This window comes from Kitasatospora cinereorecta (genome assembly GCF_024172095.1).
Taxonomy (GTDB): Bacteria; Actinomycetota; Actinomycetes; order Streptomycetales; family Streptomycetaceae; genus Kitasatospora; species Kitasatospora cinereorecta.
The window spans coordinates 872,787-893,800 of the sequence record NZ_JAMZDX010000001.1 but is presented as its reverse complement, the minus strand read 5'-3'; the positions used below and the strand labels follow the sequence as shown (position 1 = coordinate 893,800).

At 73.3% G+C, this 21,014-nt stretch carries 13 protein-coding genes; all 13 read right to left on the bottom strand.

All coding sequences use genetic code 11. The features are described from left to right. Positions 1–96 precede the first annotated feature (96 nt). The 13 genes from cimA to FHR36_RS03965 all read right to left on the bottom strand — a co-directional run bounded on the left by cimA (position 97) and on the right by FHR36_RS03965 (position 20,881). On the bottom strand, positions 97–1,707 hold the full coding sequence (gene cimA, locus FHR36_RS04025; RefSeq protein WP_253793798.1) for a citramalate synthase: 1,611 nt from the start codon (positions 1,705–1,707) through the stop codon (positions 97–99). 334 nt (positions 1,708–2,041) lie between these two features. Beyond that, positions 2,042–2,608 carry a Uma2 family endonuclease gene (locus FHR36_RS04020; protein ID WP_253793796.1) on the bottom strand — a complete coding sequence of 189 codons (567 nt, stop codon included), beginning with the start codon at positions 2,606–2,608 and terminating at the stop codon, positions 2,042–2,044. Between the two features lie 94 nt (positions 2,609–2,702). Continuing rightward, positions 2,703–3,815 (bottom strand): branched-chain amino acid aminotransferase, encoded by a 1,113-nt coding sequence (locus FHR36_RS04015; RefSeq protein ID WP_253793794.1) that lies wholly within the window; start codon positions 3,813–3,815, stop codon positions 2,703–2,705. Between the two features lie 170 nt (positions 3,816–3,985). Then, complete coding sequence (locus FHR36_RS04010) at positions 3,986–5,050, bottom strand: 3-isopropylmalate dehydrogenase (protein ID WP_253793793.1); 1,065 nt, start codon at positions 5,048–5,050, stop codon at positions 3,986–3,988. A gap of 47 nt (positions 5,051–5,097) precedes the next feature. Next, positions 5,098–8,253 (bottom strand): S8 family serine peptidase, encoded by a 3,156-nt coding sequence (locus FHR36_RS04005; RefSeq protein WP_253793792.1) that lies wholly within the window; start codon positions 8,251–8,253, stop codon positions 5,098–5,100. Positions 8,254–8,329: 76 nt separating this feature from the next. Continuing rightward, positions 8,330–8,482: a hypothetical protein gene (locus FHR36_RS04000; RefSeq protein ID WP_253793791.1), complete on the bottom strand. Its 153-nt coding sequence runs from the start codon at positions 8,480–8,482 to the stop codon at positions 8,330–8,332. Between the two features lie 279 nt (positions 8,483–8,761). Continuing rightward, positions 8,762–10,342, bottom strand: coding sequence for a phosphoglycerate dehydrogenase (gene serA, locus FHR36_RS03995; RefSeq protein WP_253793790.1), 1,581 nt, complete (start codon positions 10,340–10,342; stop codon positions 8,762–8,764). 219 nt (positions 10,343–10,561) lie between these two features. Further along, complete coding sequence (gene ilvC, locus FHR36_RS03990) at positions 10,562–11,560, bottom strand: ketol-acid reductoisomerase (protein ID WP_253793789.1); 999 nt, start codon at positions 11,558–11,560, stop codon at positions 10,562–10,564. A 109-nt stretch (positions 11,561–11,669) separates the two neighbouring features. Beyond that, positions 11,670–12,194, bottom strand: a complete 525-nt coding sequence (gene ilvN / locus FHR36_RS03985) for an acetolactate synthase small subunit (RefSeq protein ID WP_253793787.1) — start codon at positions 12,192–12,194, stop codon at positions 11,670–11,672. Between the two features lie 37 nt (positions 12,195–12,231). After that, positions 12,232–14,082 carry an acetolactate synthase large subunit gene (locus FHR36_RS03980; RefSeq protein ID WP_253793785.1) on the bottom strand — a complete coding sequence of 617 codons (1,851 nt, stop codon included), beginning with the start codon at positions 14,080–14,082 and terminating at the stop codon, positions 12,232–12,234. A gap of 262 nt (positions 14,083–14,344) precedes the next feature. Beyond that, entirely contained in the window at positions 14,345–17,317 is a 2,973-nt protein-coding gene (locus tag FHR36_RS03975; protein ID WP_253793784.1) for a putative bifunctional diguanylate cyclase/phosphodiesterase, read from the bottom strand. Positions 17,318–17,495: 178 nt separating this feature from the next. Beyond that, positions 17,496–20,573, bottom strand: a complete 3,078-nt coding sequence (locus FHR36_RS03970; RefSeq protein ID WP_253793782.1) for a helix-turn-helix transcriptional regulator — start codon at positions 20,571–20,573, stop codon at positions 17,496–17,498. Between the two features lie 119 nt (positions 20,574–20,692). After that, positions 20,693–20,881 (bottom strand): hypothetical protein, encoded by a 189-nt coding sequence (locus tag FHR36_RS03965; protein ID WP_253793780.1) that lies wholly within the window; start codon positions 20,879–20,881, stop codon positions 20,693–20,695. Positions 20,882–21,014 lie beyond the last annotated feature (133 nt).

Below are 21,014 nucleotides of genomic sequence, written 5' to 3'. Positions count from 1 at the left end.
GCATCAGGGACACCAGAAGGGGCGCGAACCTCACGGTTCGCGCCCCTTCACGCTTCTACTCCGGGATCTCCCCGGTGAGGCCCGCGCAGGCCCCGCTCAGGCCCGCTCGGGCTCCACCCCGGCCCGCAGCAGGCCGTAGGTGTAGGCGTCCTCCAGGGCCCGCCAGGACGCCGCGATCACGTTGTCGGCCACGCCGACCGTCGACCAGGTGGCCGTGCCGTCACCGGACTCGATCAGCACCCGGGTCTTCGACCCGGTGCCGTGCTGGCCCTCCAGGATGCGGACCTTGTAGTCGACCAGCTCCAGCGCGGCCAGCTGCGGGTAGATCCGCTCCAGCGCCGTCCGCAGCGCCCGGTCGAGGGCGTCGACCGGACCGTTGCCCTCCCCCGTGGCGATCCTCCGCTCGCCCTTGGCCCACAGCTTCACGGTGGCCTCGTTGCCCGCGGTGCCGTCCGGGCCCTGCTCGCTGATGGTCCGCCAGGACTCCAGCGTGAAGAAGCGCTCCCGACGGCCCTTCACCTCGTCGCGCAGCAGCAGCTCGAACGAGGCGTCGGCCGCCTCGTAGGTGTAGCCGGCGTTCTCCTGCTCCTTGACCTTGGCCACCACCCGGCCGACCAGGTCGCGGTCGGCGGAGAGGTCGTATCCCAGCTCCTTGCCCTTGAGCTCGATCGAGGCCCGCCCGGCCATGTCGGACACCAGCATCCGCATGGTGTTGCCGACCAGCTCCGGGTCGATGTGCTGGTACAGGTCCGGGTCCACCTTGATGGCGGAGGCGTGCAGCCCGGCCTTGTGGGCGAACGCCGAGAAGCCGACGTACGGCTGATGAGTGGAGGGCGCCAGGTTGACCACCTCGGCGATGGCGTGCGAGATCCGGGTCATCTCCGCCAGGCTGCCGGCCGGCAGCACCCGGCGGTCGTACTTGATCTCCAGTGCGCCCACCACCGGGAAGAGGTTGGCGTTGCCCACCCGCTCGCCGTAGCCGTTGGCGGTGCACTGCACGTGGGTGGCGCCCGCGTCCACCGCGGCCAGGGTGTTGGCCACCGCGCAGCCGGTGTCGTCCTGGGCGTGGATGCCGAGCCGGGCCCCGGTGCGCGCCAGCACGTCCGCCACGACGGTGTGCACCCCGGCGGGCAGCATGCCGCCGTTGGTGTCGCAGAGCACCACCACGTCGGCGCCGGCCTGGTGGGCGGTGCGCACCACGGCGACCGCGTAGTCGGGGTTGGCCTTGTACCCGTCGAAGAAGTGCTCGCAGTCGATGAACACCCGGCGGCCCTGGGAGCGCAGGAACTCCACGCTGTCCCGGACCATCTCCAGGTTCTCCTCCAGCGTGGTGCGCAGGGCGAGCTCCACGTGGCGGTCGTGCGACTTGGCCACCAGGGTGACCACCGGGGCGCCCGAGGAGACCAGGGCGGCCAGCTGCGGGTCCTCGGCGGCCTTGCCGCCGGCCCGGCGGGTGGCGCCGAAGGCGACCAGCTGGGCGTGGGTCAGCTCCAGCTCCGCGGCGGCGCGGGCGAAGAACTCGGTGTCCCGGGGGTTGGCGCCGGGCCAGCCGCCCTCGATGAAGCCGACGCCGAACTCGTCCAGGTGACGGGCGATGGTCAGCTTGTCGGCGACGGTGAGGTTGATGCCCTCGCGCTGCGCGCCGTCGCGCAGCGTGGTGTCGAACACGTGGAAGCTGTCATGGGGTCGGCTGCTGGCCTCGGTCATGGCCCTGGGTTCTCCGTTCGGTGGAGGTACTGCTGATGCCGGGATCGTGGGAATCCGGCTCCACTGTCCAGCATCCCGCGCGCGGCCCAGGTGTCCCCGCTCCCCTTGTGGGGGAACGGACCGGTCATGGGCCAAAACAAAAGACCCCTCGCGGGTGCGAGAGGTCTGCGCGCGGGTCTGGACGCTGGTGGTCGCTCCGCGGTCGGGGTGGTGCTGCGGAACGGTCACTGCGGACCGGCGCGCCTGCTGCCAATAATGAGCGCGAGCGAGGACACGTCGGCAGTCTGGCACACGTTCCGAATCCCGGCCCGGGCGTCTCGCGATCCGAAACGCCTCAGGTCAGCCGGTCGGTCGACAGCTCGAAGTCGAACGGCTCGGGAAGCGGCAGCGGGTCGCCCACCGGCACGGCGTTGGTCGCCGCGTAGTCCCCGACCCGCGGGTGGCTGTACAGCACGATCTCGTCGCGCTGGCGGTCCACCAGCAGGTACAGCGGGATCCCGGCCTCCGCGTAGCCCCTGCGCTTGGCCTCGCGGTCCTTGCCCGGGCGGCTGGAGGTGACCTCCATGACCATCACCACGCCGTCCGGCGAGGACCAGGACTCCTTCCCCAGCATCGCGTCGGCCACCGTGAAGGTGCCGTCCGGGATGTAGCGGCCGTCCGGCACGATCAGGCCCTTGCCCGGAGCGAAGTCGAGGTCCGCCGGGCACTGCCGGAAGACCTGCTTGACGATCCGGCCGATCGCGGTCTCGTGGTCACCGTCCGGCGGTGGCGTCACGACGATCTCCCCCTCGATGAGCTCGGCCTTGAACCCCTCCGGGGTGTCCAGGGCCAGGAAGGCGTCGAGGAGTTCCTCTTCCGGGCTGCGCCAGGACGCGGTCCAGTCGTGGGTTGCGGCGGTCACGGCCCCTCCTTCCGATCCGTACGGCTCAACGAGCGGAACGCTTCGAGGTTACCGAGGGCGGGCGTCCCGTCGGGGCGGGACGCCCGGGCCCGGGTCAGACGATCTTGTGCAGCCAGTTGTGGGTGTCCGGCGCCTGGCCGCCCTGGATGGCGAGCAGGGCCTTGCGCAGCTCCATGGTGATCGGGCCGGGCTCGCCGGTGCCGACCGTCCAGTCGCCGCCGCGGGACTTGACCGAGCCGACCGGGGTGATCACGGCGGCGGTGCCGCAGGCGAAGACCTCGGTCAGGGTCCCGTCCGCGTTGCCCTGCTTCCACTCCTCGGTGGAGATCTTCCGCTCCTCGACCGCGTAGCCGAGGTCGGCGGCGAGCTGGAGCAGCGAGTCACGGGTGATGCCCGGCAGCAGGGCGCCGGACAGCTCGGGGGTGACGATCTTCGCGTCGGCGCCCTCGCCGAACACGAAGTACAGGTTCATGCCGCCCATCTCCTCGATCCACCGGTGCTCGGCGGCGTCGAGCCAGACGACCTGGTCGCAGCCCTTCTGGGCGGCCTCGGCCTGGGCGACCAGCGAGGCGGCGTAGTTGCCCGCGCACTTGGCGGCGCCGGTGCCGCCCGGCGCGGCGCGGACGTAGTCCTCGGAGAGCCAGACGGAGACCGGCTTCACGCCGCCGGGGAAGTACGCGCCGGCCGGCGAGGCAATGATCATGAAGAGGTAGGAGTTCGCCGGGCGGACGCCCAGGCCGACCTCGGTGGCGAACATGAACGGCCGCAGGTAGAGGCTCTGCTCGGCCTGGTTCGGCACCCAGCTCTGCTCCTGCTCGACCAGCAGCTCGACCGCCTCGACGAAGGTCTCGACCGGCAGCTCCGGCATGGCCAGCCGGCGGGCCGAGGCCTGGAAGCGGGCCGCGTTGGCCTCGGGGCGGAAGGTGGCGATGGAGCCGTCCGTCTGCCGGTAGGCCTTCAGGCCCTCGAAGATCGCCTGGCCGTAGTGCAGCGTCATGTTGGCCGGGTCGATCTCCAGCGGCGCGTACGGGGTCAGCTGGGCGTCGTGCCAGCCCAGGCCCTCGGTCCACCGGATGGTGACCATGTGGTCGGTGAAGACGCGGCCGAAACCGGGGTTGGCCAGCCGGGCCTCGCGCTCCGCGTCGGACAGCGGGTGCGCGGAGGGCTTGAGGTCGAACGTGATGGGCGCCTGGGTGGGCGTACTCATGACTGTCTGTCCTTCACCGTGGGGTTGGGCTGGGCCGCCTCCGTCACTGATCGAACGCACGACGGCACGGCCCACTGTCGATACTCGCATCCAGAGGGCCGTGCCGAACAGCCGGGAGTGGCTGTGCGCGATATGAACCGGCCCGCCGGCCGGATTGGGGCTCCGGCCGGTCAGCCGGATACTCGGGCGGCGAGCGCGTCGCCGACCTGCGAGGTGGACCGGGCGCCGCTGCGCTCGGTGAGGTCGGCCGCGACCGCCGCCTCGACCTGCGCCGCCTCGGCGGTGAAGCCGAGGTGCTCCAGCAGCATGGCGACCGACAGCACGGTGGCGGTCGGGTCGGCCTTGCCCTGGCCGGCGATGTCCGGGGCGGAGCCGTGCACCGGCTCGAACATCGACGGGAACTCGCCGCTCGGGTTGATGTTGCCGGACGCGGCCAGGCCGATGCCGCCGGTGACGGCCGCGGCGAGGTCGGTCAGGATGTCGCCGAACAGGTTGTCGGTGACGATCACGTCGAAGCGCTCGGGCTGGGTGACGAAGAAGATCGTCGCCGCGTCGACGTGCAGGTAGTCGGTGGTGACCTCGGGGAACTCCCGGCCGACCTGCTCGAAGATCCGGGTCCACAGGTGGCCGGCGTGCACCAGCACGTTGTTCTTGTGCACCAGGGTGAGCTTCTTGCGCGGACGGGCAGAGGCCCGGCGGTACGCGTCGCGGACCACCCGCTCGATGCCGTACGCGGTGTTCAGGCTGACCTCGGTGGCCACCTCGTGCTCGGTGCCGGTGCGCAGGGTGCCGCCGTTGCCGACGTACGGGCCCTCGGTACCCTCGCGGACCACCACGAAGTCGATCTGTCGTCGTGTCGGAGACGCGCTGTCGATCTCAGTGCCGGCCAGCGGCGACTTCACACCTGGGAACAGCTTGCCGGGGCGGAGGTTGATGTGGTGGTCGAAGGCGAACCGCAGCTTCAGCAGCAGGCCGCGCTCCAGCACGCCGGACGGGACGCTCGGGTCGCCGATCGCGCCGAGCAGGATCGCGTCCGCGCCCTTCAGCTCCTCCAGCACGCTGTCCGGCAGGGTCTCGCCGGTCCGGTGGTAGAGCCGGGCACCGAGGTCGTACTCGGTGGTCTCCAGCTTGATGTCGGCGGGAAGGGCGGCGCCGAGCACCTTGAGGCCCTCGGCCACGACCTCCTGGCCGATGCCGTCACCCGGGATCACTGCGAGACGAATGGTGCGAGACATATTTCGGACAGTACTCCGCGTCCCAGGGCCTGAGCACGCACCGTCCATCATCCGGACGCCGTGTCAGGTCCCCGGTCCGTCGCCCGCGGTCGGACGATCTGCGCCCGGCGGCCGTCCGGGTCGAGGTGGTGGATCAGCAGCAGCGGACCAGGTCCCGGGTGCAGGAAGGTGCCGGCCCGGGTGGGGGTGAGCAGGTCGGACGAGGGGTGGTCGAGGTCCACCGGGAGGACGGGCCGGCCGTCGTCGAGGCCGAGCGAGTCCAGCGCGTCGGCCTGGTCGGTGGAGGCGGCCGCCGTCCACACGGCGTAGCGCGGGGCGGTGGGCGGAACGGGCAGCGCGGCGAGGCGGACCGGCAGCACCAGCGCGTCGGTGTCGAGCAGGTCGGTGTCGGTGTCGCCCCAGCGCCCGTTCAGCGGCTGGACGTCCAGCTCGGCGCCGGTGCGGGCGTCGAGGGTACGGGCGACGAGCACGTCGCTGCCCTTGATCCGGTCGGCCGCCACCACGGCGTCGGTGGTGCCGTCGCCGTCCAGGTCGAGCGAGGCCCGCACCCTGAAGGCGCCGGCCGGGGTGGGGGCCGGGGCGTACAGGGCGGCGGCCAGGTAGAGCATGCCGTGGCCGTCGGTCGCGGCGCCGACGGCCCGCAGGTTGGCGGCGCGCTGGGCGGGGTCGTCGACGCACAGGTCCCGGCCGGGGCAGTCGGGCCAGCGGGTGCCCTCGGCGCCGAGCCGGACGGCGCTGAGCAGGCCCGCTCCGGTGCCGCGGACGGCGTACGGCTCGGGGCCGCCGACGACGGTGTGCTCGGAGGCGGCCCGCGGGGCGGCGAACAGCGGCACCCGCAGCGCGGGGTCGCCGCCGGCGGTGGGGGTGAGCAGCAGCCGGCCGGAGAGCTCGCCGCGGTAGCTGCGGGCCCGGCCGCCCTGGACCAGGTCCAGCGTGGGGTCGGGGCGGCGCTGGAGCCCGGTGGGGACGGCCAGGGTGACGGTGACCCGGGCGCTGCCGTGGGCCGGGACCTCGATCCGGGCGGGCGAGAGCCGGAAGGCGGCGCCGGGCAGTTCGGTGGCCGGGAGGTAGGAGGTGGTGTAGCCGAGCGGGCGGTCGGAGAGGTTGCGGACCTCCACCTCGCGCCGCAGTGACGTGGGCCCGGTGACGGCGACCGGTCCGAAGGAGACGCCGACCGCGCCGTCGCTGCCGCCGTCCATCGCCACCGCCGGGGTGGCCACCGCCCGGTCGACCCGGACCTCGCCGGCGCCGGTGCGCTCGGGCCCGTAGAGGGGGCCGGTGTGGCCGTCGCCCTGCCAGGTGTCGCCGGTGGTGTTCATCAGCGCGGCCTTGACCTCGGCGACGCTCCAGTCGGGGTGGGCGGCGCGGACCAGCGCGGCGAGGCCCGCGACGTGCGGGGTGGCCATCGAGGTGCCGTCCTCGCGCATGCCGCCGGTGCCGCTGCCGGCCTTGGCGGACCAGATGGTCTCGCCGGGCGCGGCCAGGTCGGGCTTGACCAGGCCCTCGATCCCGATGCCGCGCGAGGTGAAGCCGGTCAGGGTGTCGGCGCGCTGCGGCTGGTCCTGGCCGACCGAGCCGTGCAGCGGGTTGCCCGGGGTGGAAAGTTCGACCCGGACCGGCCCCTGGCCGACCGCCCGGATCAGCCGTCCGCCGTCGGCGGGGGCGAGGATCGCGGTGGGGATCCGGTCGTTGCCGGCGACCTCGCCGAGGCTGTCGCCGTCGGCGGCGAAGAGCGCGCCGATCGCGCCGGCGTCGGCGGCGTGGTCGGCCCGGGCGGCGGAGCCGCAGGCCCGGTCGGGCTCCCGGGTGTGCCAGGTGAGCAGGGCGATCCTGCCGCGCAGCCGCCCGGTGTCGGCGGTGTCGAAGGCGGTGCAGCCGTCGGCCTGGTCGACCGGCACGGCGAGTTCACCGGCGACGTCCTGGCTGGACCAGCCCTGGTAGCGGGAGCTCCAGTGGGCCGGGACCAGGCCGGCCAGCTCGGCGGGCGCGATCACCCGGATGCCGTCGGCGTCGCCGTGCGGGTCGACGGAGGCGGCCACGGTGAGGGCCCGGACGGCGGTGCCGGGGCTGCCGCCGACGGCGTACACGTCGCCCTCGTTGCCGGACGCGGCGACCACCACGGTGCCGAGTGCGGCGAGCCGGTCGGCGGCCAGTGCGTCGGCGTCCCCGGGGCCGCCGAAGGGGCTGCCGAGGGAGAGGTTGACCACGTCCAGGCGGTCGCCGAGGTCGCCGTCGCCGTTCGGGTCGGCGGCGACGTCCAGGGCGTGCGCGAGCTGGTCGGTGGAGCCCTCGCAGCCGAATACCCGGATCGCGTACAGCTGGGCGCCGGGCGCGGCGCCGGGGCCGACCCGGAACCCGGCCGGATCCAGTCCCGGCCGGTACGGGCCGCGGTAGGTGGCGCCGCCGGCGGTGACGCCGTAGCCGGCCGCGGTGCCGGCGACGTGGGTGCCGTGGCCGTTCAGCGCGCAGTCGATCGGGTTGGCGTCGGGGTGCGGGGTGTGCCGGTCCTCGGCGGCGGACGGGCTCGGGTCGTACGCGTCGCCGACCAGGTCCTGGCCGCCGATCACCTTGGCGTTCGGGAACAGGGCCGCCGGGGCGGGCGCGGCGCCGTCCACGGCCTGGAAGGCGGCCTCGGTGCCGGGGCCGCCGAAGTCGGCGTGGGTGTAGTCGATGCCGGAGTCGACGATGCCGATCCGGACGCCCTCACCGGTGGTGCCGGGCAGGCCGGACCAGACCGCGGGGGCGCCGGTGAGCGGCACCGAGTAGGCGTTGGAGCGGGTCTTGAGCACCACCGGGTGGACCGCCCGCACTCCCGGCAGGGTGCCCAGCCGGGGCAGGTCGGCGGGCCTCACCCGCAGGGCGAGGCCGGTGGTCAGCGTGCGGGTGCGGTAGACCGGGACGGCACCCGGCACCGCACGGCGCACCGCCGCGTCGATCCGGTCGATCGCCCGGTCGGCGCGGACCCGCTGCTCGGCGCCGGCCCGGGCCGCCTCGCGGCGGACCGCCTCCGGCGAGCGCCTGGCCCGCCGGGCCTCGGCCCCGGCCCGCTGCCACGCGGGTGCGGCGGCCTCGGTGTCCAGCTCCAGCAGGACGGTGGTGGCCGTCCCGCGGGCGGGCCGTGGGGCGAGCGGTGAGGCGGCCACCGGGGCGGCGGGCACGAGCAGGGCCAGGGCGACACCGAGGACGGTGAATGGGGCGCGCACGCCCCCAACCTAGGGAGCGCGCGCTGCTCCGTGCGAGCGATGTCACCCGCAGGTGACGACGCGTCAGCCGTTCGGCTCAGTGGCCGGTCTCGCCGCCGTTGTCGCGGCGGTCCAGCGCGCGCTGCAGCGCGGCCGCGGCGCGGGGGTTGGGCTCGGCGCGGCGACGGCGGCGCGGGGCGCGGTCGGTGGTGGCGGCGGGGACGGTGTGGCGGTCTGCGACGGGGGGCATACCGGACTCCTTGGTGCAACTGCGCCGGACGGCGCGCGAGGGTGGGGAGAGGGGTACGCGGAGCAGGGATCGCCTGCGAAGGAGCGTACGGACACACGGGCCACACGCCCTGGCTTGCAGGGGTGGCACACCGTATGACTCCTCCACGGTACGACGCGGAGTCGGCGCTGTCTCCAGGAATACTTGGATTTCCTACTATCTGAGACGAGCTTCACCCCTGTGCACGCGAACGGCCCTCCCACCGCAGGTGAGAGGGCCGTCACACGGTCTGAACGGACGTCAGCCGAGGTTCACCGCGCGGGCGAACCGGGCGCCGATCGCACCGGCGATCTCGGACAGGACCTCCTGGGAGACCTCGCTGTCCACGGTGATCGAGGCGAGCGCGCCGGAGCCGTCGCGGGCCACCTGCATGCCGGCGATGTTGATGCCGGCGTCGCCGAGGATCCGGCCGAGGGTGCCGACCACGCCCGGGCGGTCCTCGTACTGGAAGAAGGCCATGTGGTCGGTGAGCGCCACGTCCACGTCGAAGCCGTCCACGCCGACGATCTTCTGGACCTGCTTCGGGCCGGACAGGGTGCCCGAGATGGACACCTCGCCGCCGCCGGACAGGGTGCCGCGGACGGTGATCACGTTGCGGTGCTCGGGCGACTCGCTGGAGGTGGTCAGCCGCACCTCCACGCCGCGCTCCTGGGCGAACAGCGGAGCGTTGACGTAGGACACCGTCTCCGCCACCACGTCCTCGAACACGCCCTTCAGCGCGGAGAGTTCGAGCACCTTGACGTCGTGCTGGGTGATCTCGCCGCGGACCTCGACATCGAGCCGGACGGCCACCTCGCCGGCCAGCGCGGTGAAGATCCGGCCGAGCTTCTCGGCCAGCGGCAGGCCCGGGCGCACGTCCTCGGCGATCACGCCGCCCTGGACGTTGACCGCGTCCGGCACCAGCTCGCCGGCCAGCGCGAGGCGGACCGACCTGGCGACCGCGATGCCGGCCTTCTCCTGCGCCTCGTCGGTGGAGGCGCCCAGGTGCGGGGTGGCCACCACGTTGTCGAAGGCGAACAGCGGGGAGTCGGTGCACGGCTCCTTGGCGTACACGTCCAGACCGGCGCCGGCCACCCGGCCGTCGCGCAGCGCGGAGGCGAGGGCGGCCTCGTCGACGATGCCGCCGCGGGCTGCGTTGACGATGCGCACGCTCGGCTTGACCTTGTGCAGCGCCTCCTCGCCGATCAGGCCGATGGTCTCCGGGGTCTTGGGGAGGTGGACGGTGATGAAGTCCGAGACCTCCAGCAGCTCCTCCAGGGAGAGCAGCTTGACGCCCATCTGGGCCGCGCGGGCGGCCTGGATGTAGGGGTCGTAGGCGACGATCTTCATGCCGAACGCGGACATCCGCTGCGCGACCAGCACGCCGATCCGGCCGAGGCCGACCACGCCGAGGACCTTCTCGCTCAGCTCGACGCCGGTGTACTTGTTGCGCTTCCACTCGCCCTGCTTGAGCGCGGCGTTGGCGGGCGCGATGTTGCGGGCGACCGAGATCAGCAGGCCGCAGGCCAGCTCGGCGGCGGTCACGATGTTGGAGGTCGGGGCGTTGACGACCATCACGCCGGCCTTGGTGGAGGCGGCGACGTCCACGTTGTCCAGGCCCACGCCGGCGCGGGCGACGACCTTCAGGCGCTTGGCGGCGGCCAGTGCCTCCGCGTCCACCTTGGTGGCGGAGCGGATCAGGATGGCGTCGACATCCGCGATGGCGGTCAGCAGCTCGGTACGGTCCGCACCGTTGCAGTGGCGGATCTCGAAGTCGGGACCGAGGGCGTCGACGGTGGCGGGCGACAGCTCTTCGGCGATGAGAACTACGGATTTGCTCACGACAGTGTTGTCCTTAACTGTCCGGTTCACCCCGGCACGAAGGTGGCGTGACTCTCCGGGGGAAGGTGGCATGTCGCGTAGCTAGACGCACGACGCTGTGGGCCTGACGCGCACTCGGGAGTCTATCGGCGGTCCGGATGCGGGGCTGCTCCCGTCCGGCGAAATCACCCGGACGGGAGCAGCCTCGGTGTACAAGGGAGTTGCGCCCCCTCGTGGGGGTTACGCCTCCTCGTCGACCCAGCTCATCAGCTTGCGCAGCTTCTTGCCGGTGGTCTCCAGCAGGTGGTCGGCGTCCGCGTTCTTGTACTCGTTGTACTTCGGCAGACCGGCCTTGTACTCGGCGATCCAGGTGTTGGCGAAGGTGCCGTCCTGGATCTCCTCGAGGACCTTCTTCATCTCGGCCTTGGTGTCGGCGGTGATGATGCGGGGGCCGGTGACGTAGTCGCCCCACTCGGCGGTCTCGGAGACCGACCAGCGCATCTTCTCCAGGCCGCCCTCGTACATCAGGTCGACGATGAGCTTCAGCTCGTGCAGGCACTCGAAGTAGGCGATCTCCGGCTGGTAGCCGGCCTCGACCAGGGTCTCGAAACCGGCCTTCACCAGGGCGGCGGTGCCACCGCAGAGGACGGCCTGCTCACCGAACAGGTCGGTCTCGGTCTCCTCGGTGAAGGTGGTCTTGATGACGCCGGCCTTGGTGGCGCCCAGGCCCTTGGCGTACGAGAGCGCCAGCTCGAAGGCCTTGCCGGTGGCGTCCTGCTCGACCGCGACGATCGCGGGGACGCCGCGACCCTCCTGGTACTGGCGGCGGACCAGGTGGCCCGGGCCCTTCGGGGCCACCATGCAGACGTCGACGTCCGCCGGGGGCTTGATGAAGCCGAAGCGGATGTTCAGGCCGTGGCCGAAGAAGAGGGCGTCGCCCGCCTTCAGGTTCGGCGCGATGGCCTCCTCGTAGACGTCGGCCTGGATCGGGTCCGGCACCAGGATCATGATGACGTCGGCCTCGGCCGCCGCCTCGGACGGGGTGACGACGCGCAGGCCGGCCTCCTCCGCCTTGGCACGGGACTTGGAGCTCTCGAGCAGACCCACCCGGACGTCCGCACCCGAGTCGCGCAGCGACAGCGCGTGGGCGTGGCCCTGGCTGCCGTATCCGATGATCGCGACCTTGCGGCCCTGGATGATGGACAGGTCGGCGTCGTCTTCGTAGAACAGCTCGGCCACGGGGGCACATCTCCTTGCGTGGTGGTGGTGCCGGGTCTTGCGCTTCCTACCGTACGAGGACCCGGCGGGGTCGTGGGGCGGTGCTTCAGGGTGTGAGACGGACCGTCGGTCAGGCGGAGCGGTCGAGGGCGCGCAGCGAGCGGTCGGTGATCGAGCGGGCGCCGCGGCCGATGGCCACCAGGCCGGACTGGACCAGCTCCTTGATGCCGTACGGCTCCAGCATCTTGAGCATCGCCTCCAGCTTGTCGGAGGAGCCGGTGGCCTCGATGGTCACCGCGTCGGGCGACACGTCGACGGTCTTGGCGCGGAACAGCTGCACGATCTCGACGATCTGCGAGCGGGTCTCCGCGTCGGCGCGGACCTTGACCAGGACCAGCTCGCGCTGGACCGCCTGGGTCTGGTCCAGCTCGACGATCTTTATCACGTTGACCAGCTTGTTGAGCTGCTTGGTGACCTGCTCCAGCGGCAGGTCCTCGACGTTGACCACGATGGTCATCCGGGAGATGTCCGGGTGCTCGGTCGGGCCGACGGCGAGGGAGTCGATGTTGAAGCCCCGACGGGAGAACAGCGCGGCGATCCGGGCGAGCACGCCGGGCTTGTTCTCGACCAGGACGGAGAGGGTGTGCTTGGACATGACGGTCATGGGACTCTCTATCGGGTCGTCGGAGCTACTAGTCGAGGTCGTCGCCGAAGTCGGGGCGGACGCCCCGGGCGAACAGGATCTCGTCGTTGCTGGTGCCGGCCGCGACCATGGGCCAGACCATGGCGTCCTGGTGGACGATGAAGTCGATGACCACCGGACGGTCGTTGATCTCCATCGCCTGCTTGATCACCGCGTCCAGGTCCTCCGGGCGCTCGCAGCGCAGGCCGACGCAGCCCATCGCCTCGGAGAGCATCACGAAGTCGGGGATCCGGGTGCCCTGGGCCGGCGGCTCGATGCCGTCGTGGCCGGGGCCGGAGTGCAGCACCGTGTTGGAGTAGCGCTGGTTGTAGAACAGGGTCTGCCACTGGCGGACCATGCCCAGCGAACCGTTGTTGATGATCGCGACCTTGATCGGGATGTTGTTCAGCGCGCAGGTGACCAGCTCCTGGTTGGTCATCTGGAAGCAGCCGTCGCCGTCGATCGCCCAGACCTGGGCGTCCGGCATGCCCGCCTTGGCGCCCATCGCGGCCGGCACGGCGTAGCCCATGGTTCCGGCGCCGCCCGAGTTCAGCCAGGTCGCGGGCTTCTCGAACTGGATGAACTGGCTGGCCCACATCTGGTGCTGGCCGACGCCCGCGGCGTAGATGGCGTCCGGGCCGACCAGCTGGCCGATCCGCTCGATCACCTGCTGCGGGGAGAGCTCGCCGGCCGGGGCGGCCTCGTAGCCCAGGGGGTAGGTGTTCTTCCACTCGTTCAGCCGGGTCCACCACTCGCTGTAGTCGCCCTTGTGGCCGGCGTCGTACTCGGCCTGGACGGCGACGATCAGGTCGGCGATGACCTCGCGGGCGTCACCGACGATCGGCACGTCGGCCGGGCGGTTCTTGCCGATCTCGGCCGGGTCGATGTCGGCGTGGACGACCTTGGCGCCGGGAGCGAAGGAGTCCAGCTTGCCGGTGACCCGGTCGTCGAAGCGGGCGCCCAGGGTGAACAGCAGGTCGGCCTTCTGCAGCGCGGTGACCGCCGGGACGGAGCCGTGCATGCCGGGCATGCCCAGGTGCTGCGGGTGGCTGTCGGGGAAGACGCCGATCGCCATCAGGGTGGTGACCACGGGGGCGCCGGTCAGCTCGGCCAGGATCCGCAGCTCGGCGCTGGCCTGGGCCTTGAGCACGCCGCCGCCGACGTACAGCACCGGGCGCTTGGCGTTCACCAGCAGCTTGGCGGCCTCGCGGATCTGCTTGGCGTGCGGCTTGGTGACCGGGCGGTAGCCGGGCAGCGAGGTCTCCACCGGCCAGCGGAAGGTGGTGGTGGCCTGCAGCGCGTCCTTGGCGACGTCGACCAGGACCGGGCCGGGTCGGCCGGTGGCGGCGATGTGGAACGCCTCGGCGATCACCCGGGGGATCTCGGCCGGGTCGGTGACCAGGAAGTTGTGCTTGGTGATCGGCATGGTGATGCCGCAGATGTCCGCCTCCTGGAAGGCGTCGGTGCCGATCGCCTTGGAGGAGACCTGGCCGGTGATCGCCACCATCGGGACGGAGTCCATGTAGGCGTCGGCGATCGGGGTGACCAGGTTGGTGGCGCCGGGGCCGGAGGTGGCCATGCAGACGCCGACCCGGCCGGTGGCCTGCGCGTAGCCGGTGGCGGCGTGGCCGGCCCCCTGCTCGTGGCGGACCAGGATGTGGCGGACCTTCTGGGAGTCCATCAGCGGGTCGTAGGCCGGGAGGATCGCGCCACCGGGAATGCCGAAGACGGTGTCCGCGCCCACGGCTTCGAGCGAGCGGATGAGCGACTGCGCGCCGGTCATGGTCTCGATGGTCTGGGGACCCGGAGCGTGCGCGGCCGGGTGGTCCCCGCGGCGGGGGGTTGCGGCGTGCTCAGTCATCTGCCTGTCTCTTCTCGGGTTCTGCCGGCCCGGGCGGAGGAGGGTTCCGGGGCCGATCTCCGGCTCTGCCTCAATCGTCCCGATTCGTGGTGATTGGGGCCAGTGGTCTTGCGGGGGCGAAGCAGGTTTCGTGCAACAAAAAACCCCTCGTGCCAAGGGCATGCGAGGGGTGGCGCGTCGGTCTGCTTCAGCCGACGCGCCCGCCAAGTACGAGAATTCGGGTGCGCATGGCACCGACCTTCCTCCCACGCAGTGGCGGGTGTCAAGCTGGTGGGACCGGCGTCTCACCATGCGGTCCACCACCCGGACCGCCGACGACATGCCGTTGCGGCAGGTCAAGCGGGCCGTGCAGGTGGGCCGTCCGGGCCGGAACAGCACCCGTTCGGGGGTCCGGCGCGAGGTGCGGCCGGCGGGCGGCCAGTGCGCCCACCGGACGCGGCAGCGGGTACGCCCGGCGCGCCAGGGCGCGGCGCAGTCTGGCCTCGTCCAGCGGCTGGGCGAAGGCCAGCCCCTGGGCCCGCCGGCAGCCGAGCTCCTGGAGCACGGCGACCTGGCGCGGGTGGTCGACGCCGTCGGCGGCGGTGATCATGCCGAGGTCGCGGCCGAGCCGCAGGGCGTGGCCGGCCAGGGTGCGGCTGAGCGTGGAGTCGCCGATGTCCTGGACCAGGCCGCGGTCCAGCTTGACCGCGTCGAACGGGAGCCGGGCCAGCGCGCCGAGCGAGCCGCCGCCGGCGCCGAGGCCGGCCAGCGCGGTGGACACCCCGAGCCGCCGAAGCGCGGTCAGCCGGCGGCCCAGCTCGTCGGCCGAGGAGTCCTGGGCGGTCCGGGCCACCTCGATCACCAGCAGCTCCGGCGGCAGGCCGCTGTCGCGCAGGGCGGCGGCCACCGTCTCGTACATGCCGGGGGCACAGATCCGGTCGGCGGCGAGCCGGACGGTGACCGGGACGGGCGGCGAGCCCAGGCCGTCGCTACGGCGGCGGGCGGCGGCGGCCACCGCCTCCTGGAGCATCCAGCGGGCGAAGCGGGTGGCCGCGTCGCCCTGCTCGGCGGTGCGCAGGAACTCGGCCGGAGTGAGCAGCAGGCCCTGGGCGGAGCGCCAGCGGGCCTGCGCCTCGATGCCGCTCACCTGGCCGCCGGCGAGCTCCACCACGGGCTGGTGGAGCAGGGTGAAGCCGCCCTCCCGGACGGCGACCCGCAGCCGTTCCTCCAGTTCGCTGCGGCGCTCCAGCTCGGCGCGCATCGCCGGGCTGTAGAGCACCACCCGGCCCTTGCCCTCGGACTTGGCCCGGTACATCGCCAGGTCGGCGTTGCGCAGCAGTTCGTCGGCGGCGGCGCCTGCGGGGTCGCGCCCGGCGCCGTGGTCACGCTCGGCGGCGGAGTCACCGCCCGTGCAGTCACCGACCGCGGCGGGCCCGGGGCCGGTGGCGGCCGCGCTCGGGCCGATGGCGATCCCGATCGAGGCGGCCACCCCGAGCTCGGCGTCGCCGATCCAGTACGGCTCGGAGAGCGCCGAGCGGACGCGTTCGGCCAGCTCCTGGACCTGGGTGCGGCCGAGCCGGCCGCGCACCAGCACGGCGAACTCGTCGCCGCCGAACCGGGCCACCGTGTCGTCGGCCCGGACCGAGCCCTGCAGCCGGCGGGCCGCCTGGATCAGCAGCTCGTCGCCGACCTGGTGCCCGGCGGTGTCGTTGACCGCCTTGAAGCCGTCCAGGTCGAGGAAGAGCACGGCGACGGTGGTGCCGTCCGGTCCGGCGGTGCCGAGCGCGGCCCGGACCCGGTGCGCGAACAGGGCGCGGTTGGGCAGGTCGGTGAGCGGGTCGTGGAAGGCGTTGTGCTGGAGCTGGGCCTGCAGCCGGACGCGTTCGGAGACGTCCCGGCTGTTGAGGATCAGCCCGTCCCGGTACCGGTTGACGGTCGACTCGACGTGCAGCCACTCGCCGTTGCCGGAGCGGATCCGGCACTCCACCCGGGCCGAGGGCTCGGCGGCGAGCCGGCCGCGGGAGCGGGCGAGGATCCGGCGGACCTCGGAGAGCACCCGGTCGACGTCCTCCGGATGGACCAGGTTGAGCAGGTTGCCGCCGACCAGCTCCTCCGGGTCGCGGCTGTAGACCCGCAGCGCCGCCGGGCTGACGTAGGACAGCACCCCGGCCCCGCCGGCGATCATGATGACGTCGCTGGAACCCTGCACCAGGGAGCGGAAGTGCGCCTCCTTGTGGGCGAGTTCCTGCGCCAGCGAGAGGTTGTCCAGCAGCATCACGCCCTGCCGGACGATCAGCGCGAGGCCGACCGTGCAGGCGGCGGCGAGCACCACCCGGTCGACGGCGTGGCCGCCCAGCGCGTTGTAGAGGATCCCGGCGGTGCAGACCGCGGCCGCCACGTACGGGGTGAGGGCGCTGAAGGTGGACGCCACCCGGCGGCGCGGCAGGCCGCCGCTGGAGGGGTGGTGCTCGCGGGTGGGGCGGCGCTCGTGCGACCAGGGCGCCCAGGCCAGCAGCACGCTGCCGGCGAACCAGCCGGCGTCCAGCAGCTCGCCGGAGTGGTAGCTGCTGCGGAAGACCGGCGAGGTGAACAGGGCGTCGCAGACCACCGTCACGGCCAGCCCGACCATCGCGGTGTGCACGGCGGCGCGGTTGCCGTCCCGGCCGCGGAAGCGCAGCCCGACCACCAGGCTGACCAGCAGGATGTCCAGCACCGGGTAGCCCAGGCCGAGGGCGAGCTTCAGCGGGTCGTTGCCCTCCCCCGCGGCGACCCGGCCGAGCGCCAGGCTCCAGCTGAGGGTGAACAGCGAGCCGGCCACCAGCCAGCCGTCCAGCAGGAGGCACAGCCAGCCGGCCGGGGTCCGCGGCCGTTGGGCCAGCACCAGCAGCCCGAGGATGGCCAGCGGGGCGAACAGCAGGAAGGCGTAGTCGGCCAGCGAGTCCTTCGGCACCGGGGCGCGGAGCACCACCTCGTACCAGCCCCAGGTGCCGTTGCCGAGCGCGACCATCGCGGAGGACAGGCCGAACAGCAGCCAGGCCGGTCGGGTGTGGCCACCGACCGTGCAGCCGTGCGCGAGGCAGGAGAGCGCGGCCGCGAGGGCCGCCCCGGCGAGACCGAAGTCCCCCATGAACAGGGCCAGTTCAGGCGTTCCCCAGCCGACTCCGGCGCCGGCCGTGTAGCCGAGGCAGAGCGCGACGAGAACGGTGCCGGGGAGACGGGAGGCCCGGACCGACAGCACCGAATCGGTGGAGTTCAATCGCCATCTCCCCCTCCGACCAGCGGCCGTAACGGTGTTCCCGATCCGGACCCTACACCACTTCGGTCACTCAATGACACGCATCCTCAACTTAGAGTAATGAGAGCCTGATGAGAGACGTCCGATTCGGCCCGGGATCGCCCGATCGGCCCAGCGCTCGGACGAGGGACGGGCGGGCTCAGCCGCCGGCCGCGGCGGGCTCCTCCTCGGGGAACAGCCGGAGCCGGTGCGCCAGCGCGGCCGCCTCCCCGCGGCCGCCGACGGCCAACTTGGCCAGGATGTTGGAGACGTGGACGCTCGCGGTCTTCGGCGAGATGTACAGCTCCTCGGCGATCTGACGGTTGGTCCGGCCGAGGGCCAGCAGCCGCAGCACGTCGGTCTCGCGCGGGGTGAGCCCGAACGCCTCGACGGCCGGGACGGGTTCGGCTGCCTCGGCCGCGAGCCCGCCAGGTGCGGAGTCCAGCGCCAGGCCGGCCCGTTCGGCGAGGTGGGCGATCTCGCGGCGCAGCTGCCGGTCGCCGTAGCGCGCGGCGAGCGGTTCGGCCTCGCGCAGCAGGGTCGCGGCCTCGTCCCGGCGCCCGGCCGCCGCGGCGCCGTCGGCGGCGCGCAGCAGCGCCAGGGCGAGCGGTTCGGGCAGGCCGAGCGGCCGCAGCTGGTCGATCGCGGCGGCCCAGTGCGGCGCCGGGTCGGCGGCGCCGTCGGCCCGGGCCAGTTCGCCGTCCAGCAGCCGGGCCCAGCCCCGGTGCAGTGGCAGCTCGGGGCGCAGCCGGGCGGCCGTCGCCGCGATCCGCTGCAGTATGACCGGCCGGCCGAGGTCGGCGGCGGGCAGCCCCCGGGAGTCGGCCTCCGCGGCGGCGCCGTGGACCAGCAGCGGAAGCATCAACCCCTCGAACCCGGCGCTGAGTTCGAGGTCGAGCACGGCGAGCAGCTCGGCCCGGGCGGCCAGCGGACGGCCCTGCCGGGCGGCGATCCGCAGGGCCAGCGAGGCGGCCGGCAGCACGTTCTGCGGCTGCTGGGCCAGGTCGGCGGCGCGGGCCCGCTCGTTGTGCGCCGTAGCCTGTTCGAAGTCGCCGTCGAGCAGGTCGAGTTCGCCCCTGAGCCGGTCCAGGTACTCGGGGAAGGAGCCGCGCGACGGGCCGTTGTCCCAGTCGGACAGCGTCTCGGCGGCCTCGGCGTGCCGGCCGACCGCGATCAGCGCCTCCACCAGGTTGCCGATCAGGCAGGCGCCGATGGTGCCGAGCAGTCCGGTGCTCCGCGCCACCTGCAGCCCCTCGCGGCAGCGCTCCACCGCCTCCTCGGAGCGGCCGGTGAGCTGGAGCAGGCAGCCCAGGTTGTTGAGGCCGCGGCAGAGCACGTCGGCGGCGCCGATCGTCCGGGTCCGCTCGATGGCGTCGGCGAGCAGGGCCAGCGCGCCGTCGGTGTCGCCGAAGTCGGAGTACAGGCCCGCCAGGGTGATCCGGGCGTGCTGCTCGACGGCGCCGGCGCCGACCTCCCGGGCGATCCGGGCGGCCCGCTCGGCGACCTCCATGTGCGCCGGGGTGGGGTTGCAGAGCATGCCCTGGGCGGCGTCCATGGCGAGCACCTCGGCCTGGACCGGGGACGGGCCGAGCCCGGCGACCAGCCGGTACGCGTACGCGGTCTCCCCGCCGCCGGGCCGGTTGAGGTAGCCGCAGGTCTTGGCCAGCTGCACCCGGAACCAGGCGGCGCGCATCGGGTGCTGCTCCTCGTCCACCAGCTCCAGGGCGCGCCGGACCAGGGCCAGGGCGCGGTCCCAGTCGCCGCTGTTGCGGGCGGCCACCACGGCCTCGGCCAGGACGTCCACCAGCTGGAGGCCCGAGCAGGACGGGTCGTGGGCGTCGCCGGGGCAACCGCACGAGGGGTAGGTCTCGGCCCGGTCGGCCGGCCGCACCGGGGCGGCGCGCACCTCCTCGGCGACCTGGTCCCACAGGTCCAGCACCCGCTCCAGCATCCGCAGCTGCTCGGCGAAGGCGTTGCGGCGGCGGGCCTGCCCGGCGGCCTCCAGCGCGGCCGGCAGGGCCCGCTCCGGGTCGTGCGCGCAGTACCAGTAGTTCGCCAGCCGGGCCGCGCAGGCCTCGCGGCGGACCAGGTCGGGGGCGGCCTCCAGGACGGTGGCGTAGCGGCGGTTGATCCGGTGCCGCTCGCCGGGCAGCAGGTCGTCGGAGAGCGCCTCGCGGACCAGCGCGTGGTGGAAGCAGTAGCCGTCGCCGTCGGAGTCGGGCCGCAGGATGCCGGCGCCGACGGCCGTCCGCAGCGCCTCGATCAGCACCTCGTCGTCGCCGGGCGGGTGCCCGGGCCGGTCCTCGCGCTCGTCCAGCACCGCGGCGAGCAGGTCGTGCTCCACGTAGCTGCCGCCCTCCGCGGCGGTCCGCAGCACCCGCTGGGTGTCGTCGGGCAGCGTTTCGACCCGGACCAGCAGGATGTCGCGCAGGCTGTCCGGGATGCCGACGATGCAACCCTGGCGCTGGGCGGTGGCCAGCTCCTCGACGAAGAACGGGTTGCCCTCGGCCCGCCGGTCGATCCGGTCCACCAGCTCCCGGTCGGCCCCCGCGCCCAGGATCCCGGCCAGCTGGGCGGCCACCTCGGTCCGGCCCAGGCGCTCCAGCTCGATCCGCTGCACGCTGCGCAGCCGGTCGAGCTCGGCCAGGTACGGGCGGAGCGGGTGGCGGCGGTGCAGGTCGTCGCTGCGGTAGGTGGCGACCACCAGCACCGGGGAGCTGTGCAGGGTGCGGATCAGGTAGCCGAGCAGCTCCCGGGTGGAGCGGTCGGACCAGTGCAGGTCCTCCACCACCAGGACCACGGTGTGCTCGGCGCTCAGGCGCTCGAACAGCCGGGCCGCGTGGTCGAACAGCCGGGCCCGGCCGAACACGTCGTTGGGCTCCGCCTGCGCCTCGCCGAACTCCGGGAGCAGCCGCGCGAGGTACCCCTCCATGCCCGCCGCGGCGCGCTCGAACTCGGCGCCGAGCCCCCGGTGCAGGCGGCGCAGCGCGGTGGCCAGCGGGCCGTACGGGAGCCCTTCGGCGCCGACCTCGGGGCATCCGCCGACCGCGGTGACCGCGCCCTCCCGCTCGGCCGTCCGGAGGAACTCCTCGACCAGCCGGGTCTTCCCGATGCCGGCCTCTCCCCCGATCAGCACCGCCTGCGGTTCGCCCGCCCGGGCCCGGGCCAGCGCTCCGGTGAGGAACTCGGTCTCCGGACGGCGACCGACGAAGACGGGGCTGACCCACATCTGCTCCATAGTGGGGAGCATGCCACAGGGTACGGACACGAACTGAGACGCGGTCCCAGGGTCTGGACGGCCGGAGAGGGAGGCGCCCGGGGCGTCCTCCCTCGCACGGCCGGAGCCGGCCCCGGCCATCAGTAGCCGGCCGGTCCGGCGGTCCGCAGCGGCACCGTGGTGATCCCGTGCCGCAGGCTGTGGGCGAACCGGCGCAGCGCGCCGACCCGCGGCTCGCCCGCCCGGGCGGCCTCGTTGGCCAGGTGGTGGTGGAGCGCCTGCTGCTGGAGTTCCCGCCCGCGCTGCTGGTGGAGCTCGTACTCGATCATCACGGTCCCCTTGCCTCGTTCCTGGTCCCGAGACTCCTCTCCCAGGCGGGGGCGGGGCATCGGGAGCATGCCCGATCTTCCGGCACCGGGAGGGCTTAGGCGGGGCCGGGAGGGGACGCAGAAGGCCCGTGCC

What these genes read in the sequence shown, in the direction of transcription:
- ilvN (WP_253793787.1), bottom strand. Translation starts at nt 12,194, where the DNA reads ATGTCCAAGCACACCCTCTCCGTCCTGGTCGAGAACAAGCCCGGCGTG.
- FHR36_RS04000 (WP_253793791.1), bottom strand. Translation starts at nt 8,482, where the DNA reads ATGCCCCCCGTCGCAGACCGCCACACCGTCCCCGCCGCCACCACCGAC.
- cimA (WP_253793798.1), bottom strand. Translation starts at nt 1,707, where the DNA reads ATGACCGAGGCCAGCAGCCGACCCCATGACAGCTTCCACGTGTTCGAC.
- FHR36_RS03965 (WP_253793780.1), bottom strand. Translation starts at nt 20,881, where the DNA reads ATGATCGAGTACGAGCTCCACCAGCAGCGCGGGCGGGAACTCCAGCAG.
- FHR36_RS03970 (WP_253793782.1), bottom strand. Translation starts at nt 20,573, where the DNA reads ATGGAGCAGATGTGGGTCAGCCCCGTCTTCGTCGGTCGCCGTCCGGAG.
- FHR36_RS03980 (WP_253793785.1), bottom strand. Translation starts at nt 14,082, where the DNA reads ATGACTGAGCACGCCGCAACCCCCCGCCGCGGGGACCACCCGGCCGCG.
- FHR36_RS04010 (WP_253793793.1), bottom strand. Translation starts at nt 5,050, where the DNA reads ATGTCTCGCACCATTCGTCTCGCAGTGATCCCGGGTGACGGCATCGGC.
- FHR36_RS04015 (WP_253793794.1), bottom strand. Translation starts at nt 3,815, where the DNA reads ATGAGTACGCCCACCCAGGCGCCCATCACGTTCGACCTCAAGCCCTCC.